At 68.8% G+C, this 17,079-nt stretch carries 8 protein-coding genes; all 8 read right to left on the bottom strand.

The features are described 5' to 3' along the window. Window positions 1-13 precede the first annotated feature (13 nt). Window positions 14-1,129 carry a hypothetical protein gene (locus K7C98_RS10355; RefSeq protein WP_224191438.1) on the bottom strand — a complete coding sequence of 372 codons (1,116 nt, stop codon included), beginning with the start codon at window positions 1,127-1,129 and terminating at the stop codon, window positions 14-16. Between the two features lie 8 nt (window positions 1,130-1,137). Next, window positions 1,138-1,395 carry a hypothetical protein gene (locus tag K7C98_RS10350; RefSeq protein ID WP_224191437.1) on the bottom strand — a complete coding sequence of 86 codons (258 nt, stop codon included), beginning with the start codon at window positions 1,393-1,395 and terminating at the stop codon, window positions 1,138-1,140. Window positions 1,396-1,414: 19 nt separating this feature from the next. Further along, window positions 1,415-1,615 carry a hypothetical protein gene (locus K7C98_RS10345; protein WP_224191436.1) on the bottom strand — a complete coding sequence of 67 codons (201 nt, stop codon included), beginning with the start codon at window positions 1,613-1,615 and terminating at the stop codon, window positions 1,415-1,417. A gap of 25 nt (window positions 1,616-1,640) precedes the next feature. Continuing rightward, window positions 1,641-4,520 (bottom strand): DUF3560 domain-containing protein, encoded by a 2,880-nt coding sequence (locus K7C98_RS10340; RefSeq protein WP_224191435.1) that lies wholly within the window; start codon window positions 4,518-4,520, stop codon window positions 1,641-1,643. Beyond that, window positions 4,517-7,051, bottom strand: a complete 2,535-nt coding sequence (locus K7C98_RS10335) for a hypothetical protein (protein ID WP_224191434.1) — start codon at window positions 7,049-7,051, stop codon at window positions 4,517-4,519. Before K7C98_RS10335 ends, K7C98_RS10340 begins: the two co-directional genes overlap by 4 nt. Beyond that, a complete protein-coding gene (locus tag K7C98_RS10330) occupies window positions 7,048-9,450 on the bottom strand; it encodes a hypothetical protein (RefSeq protein WP_224191433.1) in 2,403 nt (800 codons plus the stop codon). Before K7C98_RS10330 ends, K7C98_RS10335 begins: the two co-directional genes overlap by 4 nt. Next, window positions 9,447-15,554, bottom strand: coding sequence for a DEAD/DEAH box helicase (locus tag K7C98_RS10325; protein WP_224191432.1), 6,108 nt, complete (start codon window positions 15,552-15,554; stop codon window positions 9,447-9,449). The genes K7C98_RS10330 and K7C98_RS10325 overlap by 4 nt, the downstream gene beginning before the upstream one ends. A gap of 116 nt (window positions 15,555-15,670) precedes the next feature. Further along, on the bottom strand, window positions 15,671-17,071 hold the full coding sequence (locus tag K7C98_RS10320; RefSeq protein ID WP_224191431.1) for a hypothetical protein: 1,401 nt from the start codon (window positions 17,069-17,071) through the stop codon (window positions 15,671-15,673). Between the last annotated feature and the right edge of the window lie 8 nt (window positions 17,072-17,079).

Raw genomic sequence — 17,079 nt, 5'->3', positions numbered from 1 at the left:
TGGGGGGTGGATCTCAGTGGACATGGCCGGCGCTCTCGTCCTCGTCGTCGTGCATGTCGTCGGGAATACGGTCGTAGATCGACCCCTCCGGCTCCCGGGCGGCGGGCTGCGCGATGCATTCCTCGAGCGACTCAGGGTCCGGGTCCTGCTCGTCCTGCGGCTCGGCGGAGCCCTCGATCGCCGCCTGGATGCACTCGAGGACGGTTGTGAGCCGCTCGTCGCGCTCGCGGGTCGCCTCGAGAGCCGCCGTGACGCGCTGATTTTGGGCGACGATGGCGCGGAGCGTGCCCGCGATCTCGCCGGTGCTGACGCGCACCTGCTCGCCGACGTCGGCGAGCGCGGCCGGGATGGCGGTGTCGGTGTAGCTCTCGAAGGCGCCGGCGAGGCGCTCCACCGCGCCAGCGAGACGGTCAGCGAGGCGCGTCATGGTCGCGTTGCACTCCTCGCGGACCTGCTGGACGGTCGCGAGCATGGCCGCGAAGTGCTCCTCCTGGGCGCTCACGAGAGCATGGAGCGCGCTTCGGACTCGTCGTGCTTCGACCGCTTCCACGGCCTCGGCGACTGCGACCATCACGAGCTCGCGCACCTCGGCCGTTGGCGGGGCCTCGACGCGCCGTTCGCTCGCCGCTGGAGGCGGCTCGGTGGGCGCGTCGGGCACGAGTGTTGTCGACTCGCCCACCGCATCCGGGTCCGGGTCGGGCGCCTCCTCGGCGCACGCCGACGCAGGAGCCGATGCCGGCAGCTCCTCCACGGTCGCGGTCCGTGGGCACGCCGGCGCAGGAGCCGATGCCGGCAGTTCATCCGCGGTCGCGCTCCGTGGGTTGGTCCGCTGTGCGAAAGGCTGAAGCCCTGGCGGCGGCCGGAGGCGTGCGGGCGGGGTCGGCGGTGGTATTCGGAGCGCAAGTTCCGAGATCGGTGTCGACACGCGCCGCTGGGGCGGCGCGACGTGCGGGACGGGCTCCGGCCTCGACGGCGCACGCGGCGGCGGTTCTTCGGCTGGTTCGCGCGCCTCCGGAGCGGGTGACTTCGGCGGGGCCCCAGGCTCCGGCCTCGTCCGTCGCTTCGCGGTCTCCTGGTCGCGCACGGTGCGGGCAGCCTGACTCGCACCGCGCAGCATCTCGATCCACATCGAGCGGCTCATACAATGACTCCCTTCTGGCGACTGCCGCGAAACCCGAGGACGTTGCGCTCGGCGACGATGACGTAGCGGCCGGGATTGACGAGGAAGAGCGGCGCCGTCCGGGTGGCGTGCAGGCTGAAGCTCGCGGGCTGCCCCGTTCGGCTGCGCGTAACCTGTACGCACCCGACGACGATGACGAGCGCGACCACATCGCCCTCGGCGACTTCCTCGACCCCATGTTCACCACGGGCCATGGCGAGGACGCTCAGACGCATTCCCCGAAATTCTGGTGAGTCAAACCGCATGACGATTCCTTTTATTCTGATGCTGAGCCAGGGTGGAGAGCACTCCTGCGGAGTACCCGACGATGGCCCCCACCATCATTGCGCTGGCACCGACCGCCGCGACGAGCGCGGCCAACTCGCCGCGTGAGAGGCGCTGGCGGGTCGTCGGTGGGAGCGGCTTCCCGATCTCCATGTCGAATATTTGTGCCATAGTGTCTCCCTTCGGATACGCCTGATCACGAGGATGCAGGGGTGATCGATTCAACGGCGGACTTCGCCAGCGATTTCATGGCTTCGATCGCGGCGCGCCACGCGTGCTGGTTGGCCTTGCGGACGTAGGCGCCGCGGCTATCGCTCCATACGAATCCCCAATGGCGCATGATTTCGGACCGGCGTCGCTTTTCGTCTCGGGTTAGCGGGCGCGCGGCCGTTCCTGGCGGCAATTCGACGATGATGCGGTTCTCCTCGGTCTCCCATCGCGCCTCTGCCCCGTCGATCTCGACAGGCTCCGGCGCGGCAGTCGTGGCCGCCTGCTCGAGTTCCGTGAGTCGCTCCTTCAGGCGGCGGATCTCTGCACGCGTGTTCGAGAGCTGATAGTCGGGAATGCCCACACGACCTGCGAAGTCCGGTTTCAGGAGCTCGTCGATGCGGCGCGGTGACACTCCCAGGGCCGCGAGCGAGCTATGCGGGTCCTTCGAGCGTACCGCCCGATTGATCGTCTTCCATTGCGCGCTCGATTCCTCGAGGTGGTCGATCTTGGCACGGATCTTCTCGATGGCGTCGGGGTCGTCGGAACTGATGGCCCTGTTCTTCGCGGCCGCGTTCGCGCGCCGCTGGAGATTCTCCGCCTCGTCGGCGAGTTCGATGCTCTTGCGCATCTTCGTGTGTGACCGTTCGATCATCCGGCGGTGACGCCCCTCGGAGTGATGACCCACGAGGATCGGTTGTCCGTTGTCCGGGAGACCTTCGCTGGACTCCCGCGTGAGTCGATCCGCCTGCGCAGCTCGGCCGCGGGCGGCGGCTTCGAGCCCGCTCACGCGTGCCTGTCGGCGCTCCGCGTAATCGGCCCGGCCTGTCCAGGCTGGGCGGACCGACGCGGCGCTGGTCGCATCGTCCGGCTCGTCCAACTCGCCCTCGGCATCCTCGACTGCAGCGCCCTCCTCGTCGGTGGGATCGTCCTCGTCGGCATGATCGAAGCCGTCAGCCGCCGGCTCTTGCACCGCGTGCTCGTCGCGGATGTCGCCGCCATCGAGCTCCGCCGGCTCCGCGCTCGCCGGCTCCGCGCTCGCCGGCCGTTCGGTCTTGCCGCGCTCCACGATCGTCCAGCCGCGGCTGCGTTTGGCGATGAGCGTTTGTTTGCGACCGCGGTAGGAATCATGCTTCAAGATCTCGGCCTTCAACTCGACGACGTCGCCCTCGTCTGGACCGTTCGCGGCTGCGGTGAAGAGCACGACCTCGCGGCCGGCGTCGTCCGCCAGGACGTAGAGGTCGCGCGGACCGTACTGCGACTCGCTCGCTTCCGGATGCACGCGCTTGACCGCGAGGCGCATCGTGACCTTCTCGCCCACGGATTCCGGGCGCCACTCGCTCCGGTTCTGCTCGAAGGTCCGAGGGAATTTCGCCTGGCGCCACTTCTGAAAGATCCACACCGCCATCCTGGCGGTGCGGAAGTCGACGTAATCGCGCTTCACGATGACGGCCAGGTTGTGGTCGAACGTGCTCTTGTCGTCGCCCACGACGAGGTTTTCGCGGGCCCACGCGCGGGCCTCCTCGCCCTGCGCGAGGTACTCGGGCTCCGGCGCCGTCCGGTCGGCGTCGGGCTGCTTGCTGGCCTCGTGAGCCGCCAGGGCGCAGTTGCTCGAGCTCGACCGCTGTCCCTCGGCCTTGGCCGACACGAAGCCGTCGCTATGGACGCAGCGCGCGACCCAGGCGAGGAACCGAGCGAGCGAAAGGACCCGGGAAGGCGCGTCCATCGCCCACTGCTCGTCGAGCCCGTGATCGTCCATGAGCTCGCGGATCTGCCCCCAATGCTCTTGCCACGCGAGGAATGCCTTGATCCGCGACTCGGCGTCGCTCGACCCCGTGTAGTCCGCCAGGCAAGAGCGCCCGACCTGCTTCACGTTGCCGTCCTTGTCCTGGAGGATCACCGTGTCTTTCCGGCGGCGCCGGACCTGGCAATGCTCGCAGTCGGGCCCTGCAGATCGGTATCGAGCCGGTACCGTCTCGCCGGGCGCTTCTCGGACGATCACGCCGGTGTCGACGCCGGCCTCGAGATCCTCCTCGGCGGTGTGCTCCAAGACGCCCAGCACCTTCCACCCCGGGACCTTGGGCACCTCGCCGTCGAGCTGCACCTCGACGTGCGGGAGGTCTTCCCAATGGGACGGCCGGCGCGTCGGGGTGCAGTCGTACCCCGGATCCCCGTGGGGATGCTTGCCCACGTGGACGGGATAGCGGAACTCTCGAACGACGCGCAGCGAGAGCCCCCCGCCGACGCCGAGCCGGCGCGCGCGCCCGTTCAGATCCTCCAGGAGCTTCTCGATCCGTGGCAGCTTATGCGCCGCGAATTGCAGCGGCCCGTTCGGGCACAGGGGCCTGTGGCGGATCGTCGCCCAATCACTATCAATCGGCACGTCCGCGCGGCAGCCCGTGCAGAAGAGGACCTCACGGCGGCCGTTCCTGTCGTTGTAGATGACCCGGTCCACCCACGAGGGCGGCGCTGTTCCTTCGGAGCTCCGGGGGATGATGTGGAACTCGTCACCGCGGTCGTCGTATCGGATGTAGGGGTCGCCGTACAACCAGCGCCGCAACACCTCGGGCCCGACCTTGAGGCCCTTGGCGCGCACGGCCTTGGCGATCTCCACCTGGCCGTGGGGTCGGATGTCCAAAAGGTCATAGACCACCTCGAGGACGTCGCGCTGGAGATCGTCGGGACTCGGCTCGGCCGGCGGGGCGACGGGCCGCGCCTCGCACGGGGCGGCGTGGGCCGTGGTCAGCTTCGCCAGCCACACGGCCCGCTGCTTGGCCACGAACGCGTCCGCGAGCTCCCGGGGCGTGTCCGGAGGCACCGCCGCATAGAATGCGTCGATCCGCCGCTGAAGCTCAACGTGGACGTTCATGACGAGCCCTCCTCGCTCGCGTCCCGCTGCGCCTGCTTGGCGAGCAGGGACGCGCGATGCTTGCGGATGTACATGTCGACGTACTCAGGGGGGATGTCGTCGGGCAGCGACGCGCGCATCTTCTTGGCGAGTTCGCCCAGATCCCGCGCCGCGCTCGCGGCGCAGGCGCACGTCGCACACGGCACGTCGCAGGCTTCGCGCCACCGTGCGCTCTCAGCACGCGCGCGGGCCAGCTCGGCGCGCGCCTCCGCCAGCTCGCGCTCGAGGCGAGCGACCGCCGTCGTGTTGGGGCGACTGCTCCGATGGGCCTCCCGCGCTCGGGTAAGCTGGCGCCGCAACGCGGCGATCTCCTTCGCCTCGTCGGTCGGCCGCACCGGCAGGTCGAGGACGCGCTGCATGAGCACCGCGAGCGCCGGGAGAAGGTGCCCCGTGGCATGGCCCAGATCCTCGCGCGCCACCACGAAGCTCTCGTCGTGGCCGTCGCCCATGCGCCCGTCCAGGTGGGTGAGCTCGTGGCAGGCGACGCCGTGCAGGAAGGCCGCGATCGCGATCGGGCGGTCTCGATGGGCCTTGACGACGTCGGCGAAGCGGTCCGGGTTGATATACACGACGTCGATGTTGGAGGCGGTCTCGGCGGTGAGGCCGATGGTGCCGTCGTCGAGGACGAACCCGGGCTTGAAGCGCCTGCGAATTCGGGCCTCGGCGGCCACGAGCCGCAGCGTCGCGTCCCACGCGGTCAGGTGCGGGATCCACTTCTGAAAGTTCTTGCGGAACCGATAGCCGCGCTGGCGGTTGTAGGTCTTCCGGGCGATCCGCAGGCCGGCGAGCTGCCCGAAGGGATTTCTCCGCTCCCGCCGTTGCTTGGCGCCGCTCTCGTCGAGCGCCAGGCCGGCGAGGGCGTGGTCGGCGGTCCGAAGGACCGTCGCCGCCTGCAAGAGGCCGCCACCGCCAGGCTCGAGCGTCATGCGAGCCGCGCGATCGACCTCGGTCTGAATCAGCTCCACGTCGCCGCCACTCAGCGGCGCCCCCGAGGCCGCACGATCGAGGACTTGCCCGAGCTCGTACGAGACGCCCAGCGAAGTGCCGTCAGCGTCTCCCAGGACGGACGTGATGGCGGTTCGGATGACTTCGCGGAGCTCCGCGGCTGAGGTCGCAGCGGACGTCGGCGCCTCGATGTCGTCCTCGTACCGGAGCGCCGTCGCCGCGACCTTCATGCCTGGGGGCAACACAGGCCCACGCGTGGGTACGTCCCCGTCCTCCACCGGCGATCCGGCGGGTGCGCCGCTCTCGATCGGCGCCTCGGTGCGCGTGTGCTTCTCGCGCTCGGCGTAGAACGCCTCGATGCCGCCCGCTGCCGCGGCAAGCGCCTTCTGGAAGAGCGGATCGGCGAAGGCTTCCTCGGCGAGTTGCCCGAGCTCGGAGACCCCCTCGCGTTCGTCCGAATTGCTGCTCTCCGGGTCGTAGATGTCGTAATCGCGGGAGCTCGACGTGGACTCGGACTCGCGCTCCACCTCGCGCGCGAGTTCCTCAAAGGCCCAAAGCGCGGGGCCCTGGAGCGCGTCCCGGGCGACATTGAGCGGGTAGCCGCGCTCGCCAGGGCGCACCGTCGTCACGAGGTCGATGACGATGTCGGCTTTCAGCTTCCCGCGCCGGCTCGAAGCCTTGTACTGGTAGAGGCCGCCCAGGCGAATGTAGTAGGCGCCCTGCCAATCACCCGGGGGCCGGCGGTACGCCTTGATCGTCGCCGTGGTGCCGTCGCCCCACGATCGGTTGACCTGCACCTTTGAGCCGCCTCGGCGGCTGAACAGCGGGCGCACGACTTCGCCGTTGAGGGTCAGCTCGATCTCCGGGAGATCGTTCGCCCCGAGCACCTCACGCAGACGATCCGTGATGCTCACGTAGGTCTCGCGCGCATAGTCGTAGACTTCGTCGAATTCGGTGGAGACATCAAAGCAGGTGATCACGGTTCCCTGCAGGTAGTCCGCAGCGTAGATTTGGACTGGCTCGTTCGCATTGCGGCTGATGGCGAGATTGTCGCGTGTGTGTAGTTCCCAGCGAAACGTCGACGAAGTCCCGAGAATGACGGCCTTGGCCACCCCAAAGCCCCCGGCCGCCTCACCACTGTCGACAGCTCCGCCCTTCCCAGAACTGCCGAGGGACAGGAACTTCGTGAGGATCGTATCGGCATCCATGCCGATCCCGTTGTCCTCCCAGGTGATCGCGCGCCGCGTCGGGTCCCACGTGACCGCGAAGTGCCCGTCCCCCGCCCGCGTTTTCCGAGCCCGAATGGCGGCCTTGATCGCGTCGACGCCGTTCTGGAGCGCCTCGCGAGTGCCGATAATCGGAAGGTCGCCGGACTTGTAGACCGAGCTGGTCATGATCGACCAGACGCTGCCGACGTCGACGGTGGGCCGTCCGCTCGCCTTGGCTTCGAGCGCCTCGAGGATCTCGTCCTCACGCCCCACCGCGCGGCGGAGCTCAGCTCGGTTCACGTGGCAGCCGCAGGTGGATGTCGGAGTGGCGGGAATCATCGGACGCTCCTCGCAAAGCTGCGCAGCAGCATGTGTTGGATGCGTGGGCCGAAGCCGCGAAGATCGACCTTCACGGGCTTGCGCGTCGGCGACGCGTCGACGTGGCCGATCGCAGCGCGCAGGTACTCCTCGTCGCCGTCCTCCTCCACGACAGGGCCGAGGCCGATCCCGTAGAACGGCGCCCAGATCTGCACCGCGACGGGCGAACCTTCGGCGATGGCCCGCTGGACGTACGCTTCGCCCTCACGGGTGAGGGGGTTCTGCAGAAAGTGTCCGATGCGGCGCTCGCCGCTCGGCTCGACCACGACCTCGGCGGCGAGGCAGTCAGGTCCTGCGGCGCAGTGGTCGGGCTTGTCGGACGCATCGGGCCGGTACGGCCCCTTAGGGAACTCGTCCGAATCGTAGGTCGTCTCGTCGTCGGGCCGCTCGGGGGCCTGGCCTTTCGCCGCGAGGTCCCGCCGGAGCTGGCGCCCGCAGCGCCCGCACCACACGTCGGCCCGGTAGCTGTACACGTCCGACGGGTCGTCCGTGTCGGCGCTCGGGAGCTCCGCGCCCGTACCTACGAGCTCGGGCGGCTTCGTGCTCATGGGAGCGGCTTCCGGCAGCGCCTCTCGCGGAGCGTCCTCAGCGCTGCCGGTGTCCGCTTCGCCACCAATGCCGGGGAGGTTCTGCACGCCCTCCGCGCACAAGAGACTCGCCTCGGCGGCGGCCGCGGCGACTCGCTCCGTGGCAGCGTAGACGTGCTGGAGCGACTCGGCGGGTCTCCCCTCGGCATAGAGCTCGCGCGCGGCGTCGTAGTAGTGCTTGGCGCGCTCCAGCGTCTCGAGCGCCGCTGCCCGCTCGGCGCCCTGGCAGCGCGGCCCTTGGGCGAGCATGGTCGCCAGCGTGAGCGCTTCCCGAAGTTGCTCGAGCGCCGCGGGCGCTCGCCGCAGACCGGCCTCGAGCGCGCGCAGTTTGACGCGGAGGAGCTCGATCTGTTCGACACGGTGTCGGCGGAAGTTGATCAGCTCATCGCCTTCGCGGAGGGCGTCGCCCGGAGTCGTCACCCAGCACCGGCCCCGCGCGCAGTCGTCGATCACCTGCACAGGGATCCGTCTGACCTCCGGTCCCTCGTCGCTCATGGTGAGCCGCAGGACTGCGGCGTCCTGCCCATCGCCGACGAGGCTGCTGCACGCGACGACGATCCTGGACCCGTCGCGCTCGACGAGCGAGGTGACGAGGTGCTTCTCGAACAGCACGCCCCACAGCCGATCCATGAACCCGTCCACCGACTCCGCCTCGCGGCGCTCGAGGGCGTCGGCCGCCTCGAACCATGCCTGGTCTTCGAGCCAGGTGCGGAGGCTATCCGGTGTCACGTCCGGCGGGGCGAGCTCCTCGAGGAGCGTCTTGATGCGCCCGACCGGGCTCAGGATCGCGTCGGCGGCGAGCGCCGGCTGCCGGGCTCGGAGGGTCGCGAGCAAGCGCGAGAAATTCGCGTCGGACTCGGCATCGGCGGAGCGCTCGAAGAGCTGCTCCGCCTCGGACGCGCGCGGGCGGGGAGCCCTCACCGGCGCGGCCTCTCCCCGGAGCTCCGCCGTCATGGCGCGCGTGGTGTCGCGACGGAGCAGGGCACGACCGATCGCGCGGAGGCGAAGGAAGTCGCGCCAGCTCAGGGAGTCGACCTCGAGGCGGTTCCGCCCGCGCGTGAACACGGCCGGGTACGTGATTCGCCCCGGGACGAGGCCCAGGTCCATCGTCCAGGCCGCCTCGCCGTCCTCGTCGAAGCCGAAAGTCAGCGCGCGGCGGTGCGTGCGGAGAACCGGCGCAGCCGCGAACGGGTCGAGGGCATGAAAGCGAGCCCAGGCGTGATTCGCGGCTTCGTAAAGCCGGTGTCCCTCCGGGTCGGTCGTGACCCGCACCTCCTCGGCTCGCGCAGCCGCGGCCTCGAACACGAGCTCGGTCTCCGGCGTGTACTCGACCACCCGCGCTGCGAGCTGGCGCACCTCGTCCGTCGCCGGTGCGCGCCATGTGGCCAGCATCGGCCGAAATCCTTGGGCCAGGAGCTCGAGCTCGAGCTCGGCGCGCGGCAGCGTATGCAAAATCAGCGTGATCACCCCGTCGTGCTCGAACCAGTGGTGCCGCCTCGCCAGGTGCGAGAAGGTCGCGTGCTTGGCCCACAGCCGCGTGTCAGGGGCGGTCCCGCGGCGCCAGATCCACAGGTCGGTGCCGAGGGCTTCCTCTGCGCTCTGCGGGGCGCGCGCGAATCTCCCGATCTCCGTGCTCGACGGGGGCTGACCGCGGCGCACGGATCGTCCGTCGCCTTCCTGGACGTCGACCGTGCCCGCATGGAGCTGGTAGAGCGAACCGTCGTCGCGGAGACGAAGGCCGGTGAGGTGAATGCCGAAATGCAGGTTTTTCATGACTGCGTCTCCGGTGCGCGGCACTCTTCGGCGAGCTGCGCAGTGACCACGGCGAGCCGTTCAGCGCTGACGTAGGCACGACTCAGCAGGGCAAATGGCCTCCGCTCGTCGAGATGCTGCCGAGCCTTGAAGTAGTATTCCTTGGCCTGCTCGAACGCTTGTTCCGCCGCGTCGCGAGCGTCGCCCCGACAACTCCAGTGAGTGATCAAGATAGCGCTCGACAGGAGTACGTCGCGCAGCGAATCCAGGTACATCGGTGCCCTGCGCAATTCCGACTCCAGCATCCGCATCTTGGTATGGAGCTGCGCAATCGTGATGGGGTTCTGCCGCGCGAGGTCAAAGACCTCTTCGCCGACCCGGAGTTCGTAACCGTCCTGTGGACGGATTCGGACGCCAGATGCCTCGCTCCCGACGATCTCCACTTTCACCGCCCGCGGCTGCATGCCGCGCTCGTCGCGGACGAGCACGATGGGGAGCCCCGTGACGTGGGCGATCGCCGTCTTCCCGACGATTCGATGCTGGCCGCTACCGCCGACCTTGGAGCGCGGCAAGGACCCATCCAGTACGGCCCACACTTTCGGGATGAGCTCGTCCACGCTTCCAGTCGCTCTGTCGTCGATGACTTCGGCCGCACGGCGCCAACCCTGTTCGATAAGCCAGGTCTTCATCCCGCGCGGTGACAACCCGCGCGGCGTCAGCTCCTTCGCCAGGCGGGCGGCGTCGAGGCTTAGGCTGTGGTGGGAAACGCGTGCGGCCTGAAGCCGCGCCTCGAGACGACGCTTCCACGCGGCGAGCTCGGCCTCGGCCTGCGAGACCTGGCGCGTAGCCTCGTCCGCGTTCTCCCACACGGGCTCGATGACCGGCTGCCGGGGCGCGGGTGCGGCGCTCGGCCGCCGCGCCGCGGCGGGCTGGGCGGCCGGCAAGCGCTCGACAGGTGGAGCCGCGGGCGAAGGCGGGGCCGGCCGCGAGAGCAAGTCCTGGGGGATCGAGCGCCGCCACCATTGTTGACCCGTGATGCGAAGGGCGCGGAACGAGTGCCCGCTCGCCTTCGCCAGCTCGAGGAAGCGGACCCATCCCGCGCGGGTCGGCGGCAGAAGTTCGGCGCCGGCGAGGTCGGGCCCGCTCCGCAGCGTCAACGAGTCGCCGACGATCGTCGGGTAGAGGTCGCGCGTGCGGTTCTTGCTCAGGCCCTCGGCGATCACGGAGCCGACACGAGGCCACCAGCGGTCGATCCAAGCCTCGCTCGCCCCTTCCCAGCTCAGGCTCGCATACGTCGCCCCACCGCGGAACGTACGGGCGAGGTGGAGGTCGAGCGCCTTCGCGGTCAGCGCCTCGTCGTCCGGTGGCCAGGCACCGTCGCCCGGGAGGTGCTCAGGGCGGATCGGAGGCTCGAGCTCGTCGACGTCGACCAACGTCCACGTGGCCCCCCCAGCGTCGCGGCGGCCAATGCGCGGCCCTTCGCTCGTCTGCACGATCGCGCCGAATTCCCACGCCACGCCGGGAACGCGACCTTTGGGCGGCATGATGACGCGAAGGCCCTCGTAAACCGGCGCGCTGCCGTCCTCGGGGACGAGCAGCTCCGTGTCTCGAACCGCGTACATCCACTGCGTCCACGGCCACACGCTCGGTTCCTCGTGACTCAGCGTGGACAGGCGCTTCTCGCCCTCCTGCCGCAGGCGCGCGGCCAGCTCGGGGTCCCCGGTGGCGCGCGCCTCGCGGAAACGGGCGTTCGCCTGCCGGAGCCGCCGAGCGGCGGCGAAAGCCGCCTCGGTTCGTTGGGCGTCGCTCTCTCGACGGGCCTTCTCCTCGAGCGCCAGGCGCGTGGCCTCCGGGTTGCGCGAGATCATGAGCAGGATCTCGTCCTTGGAGAGGCGCTGCTGGGCCGCAGGGTTGTTCGTGTCCCGCACCGCGGACGCGAGGATCTCCCCGAGCCACTGCGCCTTGCCGTGGATGATCTCAAACCGATAACTGTCGGAGGACCGCTCAGCGAGGTAGTAATAGATCGTCACAGTGCCGAGGACATTGCCTTGCCTGATGGCGCGACCGTTGCGCTGTTCCAGGTCCGCCGGCGTCCAAGGCAGATCGATGTGGTGAATCGAGCAGGTCCGGACTTGGAGGTCGATTCCTTCCGAGGCGACGGAGTTCGCTATCACGACATCAAACTTCGGAGCTACCTTCTCGGGCTTCCCCCCCGCCACGACCTCGGCGGAAAGGCCGTTGAACTCCCGGGCGATGCGAATCCGATCCTGACCTGACGTGACCTCGGCATTCATCACGGCGATCCGGTCCCGCGGAATCCCGTGTTGCACGAGGATCTCGCGGATCCACTGGTGTGACGCGGTGGGTTCGCAAAAGATAATGTGCCCGCAGTGAGCGCTGGCAGCAATGATCTCGGCGCAGCGCGTGATCTTCGGACTCTCATAGAGAGGACGGCCGAGCGTTCGACGGACCAGGATCGCATCCTCTTCTTCGCCCTCGCTGACGACGCTCCACCCTTTCTCGGTCCACTTCTCTTTTTCCTCGCTGGGGATCTCGAGCTCGGTGACGCCTCCCTCGAGCGCGCTCCGATAGTCGTAGCCCTCGTCGAGCGCCGGGTGAATCGCCACCAGGGAGAGACGCGAGAGCAGACCGAGGGCGCTGGTGCTGCCGAAGTTCGCGTGCTTGAGCGCCTCTTCCATCTCGGAGAGATAACGCTTGTACTTCGCCTCCTGCGCTTCGTTCATGGTGACGGGGATGCGTTCGATGAGGGTCTCGGGGAGATCGATCCCGACCTCCTTCGCGGTGCGAAATTCTGTATATGTGAGAATCAGCGTGCGCAGATCTTCGAGGTTCTTGAAGCCGACGCATGCAGGCTTTACGACCGGGCGGAAGGCCGAGTTCTGGATCGGAATCTTCTCGATGCGCAGGAACCGATCGATGAATTGCTCGGGGTCGTAGATCCCTGCGCTGATAAACGCGCGCGGATCGACGTACTGAATGAGATTGTACAGCTCCAGCGGACTATTCTTCGCCGGGGTTGCCGAAATCAGAACGATCCCGCCTCCGCCGTTGCGCTTCCGAACGGCCGCCGCACGAAAATCGAGCTGCCAAGCCCGCTGGGCGCCCTCTCTACTCGCGCCCATGAACAACGGGATCCCGCCCTCCCGGGCGGCCGGCATGTAGAGGTTCTTGAACGAGGCGGCCTCGTCCACGACGAGCAGATCGATCCCGATCTCGTCCCAGGCGATCCCGGGCACGTAGGACCTGCCGCGCGGGAGGCTCAGCATCTCCCGCACCCACTGCGCTGTGCTCGCCCGCAGGACGCTTCGGTCCCGCTCCGTGAGTCGCCGAATCCGAGCGCGACCGGCGTACTTGTCCATCGTAATCGAGCGTTGGATGGCCTCAATGCTTTGCGTGTGCTCGAGGACCGCCGCCTCGTTCATCCGCGTGAGGGCGAGAGCTTCGTAGCTCAGGATCACGACGTCGGCGCCGCCGGCCTGGAGCGTGATCCACTTCTGCGCCTGCTCTTCGGGTGTGTCGGGGACGGAGGTCAGCACGCCCTCCCGGACACCCTTCGTGACGCGCTTGCGCTTCGACCCGATGACGAGGACCCGATAGTCCGGCAGCGTGACGGCGAAGTCGTCGTACCACTTCCACACGAGCGATCCGGGCACCAGCACGACCGGCCGGCGAACGCTTCCCTCTTGGCGCGCAGCGGCGATGACGGCGATCGCCGTGTGCGTCTTGCCCACGCCCACGTCGAAGGCCAGGATCCCGCCGAAATTGGCCAGGATCCGCCGAGCTCCGGCGATCTGGTGCGGACGGAGCGTCACCGCATCTGCGCCCCAGCGAGCCAATTCCAGCGGCTCGCTCGGATATGTCGGGATGATGCGGCCGCGGTTGGCGCGGTTGTAGGCTTCGACCAGCCGGGCTCGCTTGTCCGCGTCGTCCGTGATCCACTCGCGAAAATCGCGCGTCCACTTGGCGATCCGCATGCGGCGACGCGCCCAGACGTCGTCTGGCTCGTCCAGGTCGCTCTCCGGTTTGAAGAGCGACCAGTCATGATTCAGCCACCCGACGAACATGCGTGTCGCGTCATTGATCTTGCTCTGCGAGACCTTGATGTGCCCAGCTTCACGCACGAGCGTCGCCTCGCCCGTGCCGACGTTGATGAACGTGCTGACGAAATCACTCAGCAGGTCGAACGGCACATAGCCGTAATTCGGGCTCACGTCGTCGATGTCCTCGAGGACCGCGGGGGCGATGGCGTCGACGAGGAGCGCGAGCTGCACCTTCGCCTGTGGATCGCCGGCCTCGGCGCGTGCGTGCGCGCGGTCGTGCTTGGCCCACAGATCGATGCCCGTAGCGTAGACGTCCCTCGGGACGAGCTCGTCCCACCCGACCCCGTCGAGGCACCATCCCGCGGCGAGGAGCTGCTCGAGGAGCGCATCGGTGGCCAGCGTGCCGCCGATGTCGGCGTGGAACCGGGCGAGCTCGTCGAGCGTGAGCCGGCGCCGCTTGCGAAACAGGGCCTCGGCCTGGGCGACGACGTCGTCCGGTTGCCCGGTGAACCTCGGAGGGACGACCGGCGCGGACCGAAGTGCGGCGATGAGCGCGCCGGCCGGCTCGAAGGCGTTGAGAAGTTGCTCCGCCGCAGCGATGCGCCGCGCGACCAGGGCGCGCAGTGCCGGAACGCGGTGCGGGTTCCCGACCAGGGCCGAAAAGCTCTCCAGCGCCGCGTAGAGCTCGGCCCACAGCGGCACGGCCTTGTCGTCGTCGGCCGCGCGAAGAGCCAGGTAGTGCGAGACGCGCTGGCCGAGGAGGACGGCCTGGTGCTCCAGCTCGGACAGGTCCTCGGGGATCGCCTCGAGCTTGCGCACGATGCTGCCCCCGGACGCGGCCCGCCGCGCAACCGGCCGAACCGTGCAAGTCTCGCAGATCGGACGCTCGCGAAACGGCGGAAGTCCCGCGAAGTCCCCGACTACGGCGTAGCGCCAGGTGGACTTGGCCTTGCCCGTCTCGTCGTCGCCGGCGTCCTCCCCCGCGGCTTGGCCGAGTACGTGGCCCGGGAACTCCTCGAAGTAGCGACCGTCGACGATGAACGCGTCGCCGGCGTCGACGCGGGCGAGCTCGCCGCCGCGGCTGCGCCAGACGAGCAAGTCCACGACGACGGAAGCGCCGGGGAACAGCTCGCGCCCCGCGGTGCTCCGGCTCGGGAGGCGGTAGGCCCCGGCGAGATGATGACGGCGCAGGAGTCGCTCCCGCAGGCCGCGGTTGACCGACCCGGTGAGGAAGCCCGCCGGGACCAAGAACACGCCGAGACCACCTGGCACGAGCAGATCCAGCGACCTCCGCATGAAGTACGCGAACGCGGTGCGCTCGCGATAGTCGCGCTCGGGATCCTCGTCGACGAGTTCACCACGCGTCCCATAGGGCGGATTGCTGACGACCAGATTGAGAGTCCCGCGGATCTTGACCGCGTGCCGCTGTACCCATGTCTCAAAGGACAGATTATGGTGCTCGGCCTCCGGATGAAGCGCCGTGAAGATCGCCGAGGCGGGCTTGGAGAGCTCGATCGTCGTCCAGCGCATCGGGCCCTTCGGCCCAGACGCGTGCGCGCAGCGGTCCGTGCCGAGAGCCCGCACGAGCCGCCCGGTGCCGACGCTCGGCTCGAGCGCCCGCACGATGCCGTCGCGACCGGCGAGGTCCGGGAGCAGAGGGCAGATCAGATCACCGATCGCCTCGGCGACGATCGTCGGCGTGTAGTACCCGTGTGACAGGTTGAGATCTTCGGGGGTGAGCCCCTTCGGGAGCTGGTCGCGGATCTTGTCGATCGAGAGCCCGCCCCAATCGGAATAGCGGAGCAGGATGCGGCGCTCGTCCTCGGAGAGGGCTCGCCCCCGCTTGTGGGCGACGAGCTCGAGCGCCTGCACGTTCGCCTTCGTGCGCGCCGAGATCGACGTGAGATCCGGAGGCAGCTCCACCGGCACCTCCGGCGCGCGCGGCGTTTCGCCTCGAGCTTGCGGCTTGTCGGCGGCTCTGCGCCCACTTGATGGGGCAGCCGCGCGTTTGCGCAGGAACGCGTCGATGTAGGGCCACAGGTCCGGGGGCGATGCGGCTCGCATTCTCGCTGCCTGCTCCGCGAGGGTCTGCGCGGTCCCGGAGTCACAAGGGCACGGCTGCCCGATCGTGCAAGCGTCGCAATCGCAATGGTGATTTGCAGCAGTGTCCATGACTTCGCTCAGTTCATCGGGAGTTGGACTTGCTCCGCGACCTGCCGCAGTCGAGCTTCGATGTGCGGGGGAATCGGGGCCTCGTCGGCCTCGGGCTTGTGCGCCGTGTGCCGCTCCTCTTCGAGCTCGCGCTGGAGCGTGGAGAGCGAGACTTTGGCCACCGGCTTCGCCGGCGCGGGTTCGGGCTTGGGCTCGGGTTCCGGCTTCGGTTCCGTCCTGGCGGCGGGCTGTTCCGCCGGCATCGGGCACGCTAGCCGCGCGAGCTCGTGATTGATGGTCCCGCGCGGCTGCTCCAGCATTGGCGTGGCTCCGGCGAGCTGCTTGAGCACGTTCATTTCACCGCAGGCGATATGCACATAGCCTCCATGATCGTATTCGTAAAACAGGGCGTGTTGCCTTCCCGCGGCGTGGAGGACCTTGAACTGGCCGTCGAGCCAGCGCGCGGCCGCGCCGTCGATTCCTTGGTCCTGGATCGGCGCCCATACGAGCCCTCCAGGCCCGACCTCCAGCGGACTCTGCGCGGCAGCCGGTTCCGGGGATGGGGCGGCGGAGGGCGCCTTCTGGGCGCTCCGCGCCTCCATGCGGATCAGCTCCTCCCGGGTCCGGGGCACGTACTCGACGATGTCGAGCCGCACCTCCGGGTGCTCTCGCTGGATCTGCTTGGGCAGATCGACGTCGTCCATGACGAGGGCGTAGGGAAGGCCGTCCCCGTGTTCCCACCGGGACCCGAGGAGGGTTCCTTGCGCCTCCGCCCACGTGGCGGCCTGGCCGCCTTGAACGGTCACGAGTACCGTCCCGTCCTCGAGGTCGAGGTTGTAGAGCTTGAGCGTGATCTCGGCGTCGGGAGGCAGGTCCGGGAGCTCGTCCTCGTCCTCCTCCGGCTCGGGCGCCTGTCGCCGACCGCCCTTGCGCCGGCGGCTCTTCTGTTTCTTGCGTAGCGGCGGGCTCACCCGCGGGGGCACGTTCGCGGCGGTCTCGTCGCTGCTCGGGCTGAAGGGCGCGATGCCCGGCAGGTACAGGCTGTCGTCGATCGTGACGTCGGGGAACTCCCGGCGTAGGTCGTCCATAAACTCCCGCGAATCGTCCAGGACGACATTCGGGTCGCCCTCGGCGTTACGCTTCCACCTCGTTCCGAAGATTCCTCCGGTTCGCTCGCTCCACGCGGCCGCACCTGGGCCCTTCGCCGTGACATGCACGACTCCGACGCCGCCCATGTTGTCGACGTGCAGCGTGATCGCGGCGCTCTCGACCCGCGGCGTGGCTTCGCGGTCGCCGCCGGTCGCTCGGAGTAGCCGCCACGCGTCCTTGGGCTCGAACGCCACGTCCTCGACCGTGCCCGTTTCTTCATCGCGGAGGTGGAGCCTCCATCCGGTCGCACGGATGTCCTCAATGATCAGCTTGCGCGTCATGATGCACT

It is taken from the genome of Nannocystis pusilla (assembly GCF_020073745.1).
In the GTDB taxonomy this organism is placed as follows: domain Bacteria; phylum Myxococcota_A; class Polyangia; order Nannocystales; family Nannocystaceae; genus Nannocystis; species Nannocystis radixulma.
This window is presented reverse-complemented; position numbering and strand designations above follow the sequence as displayed.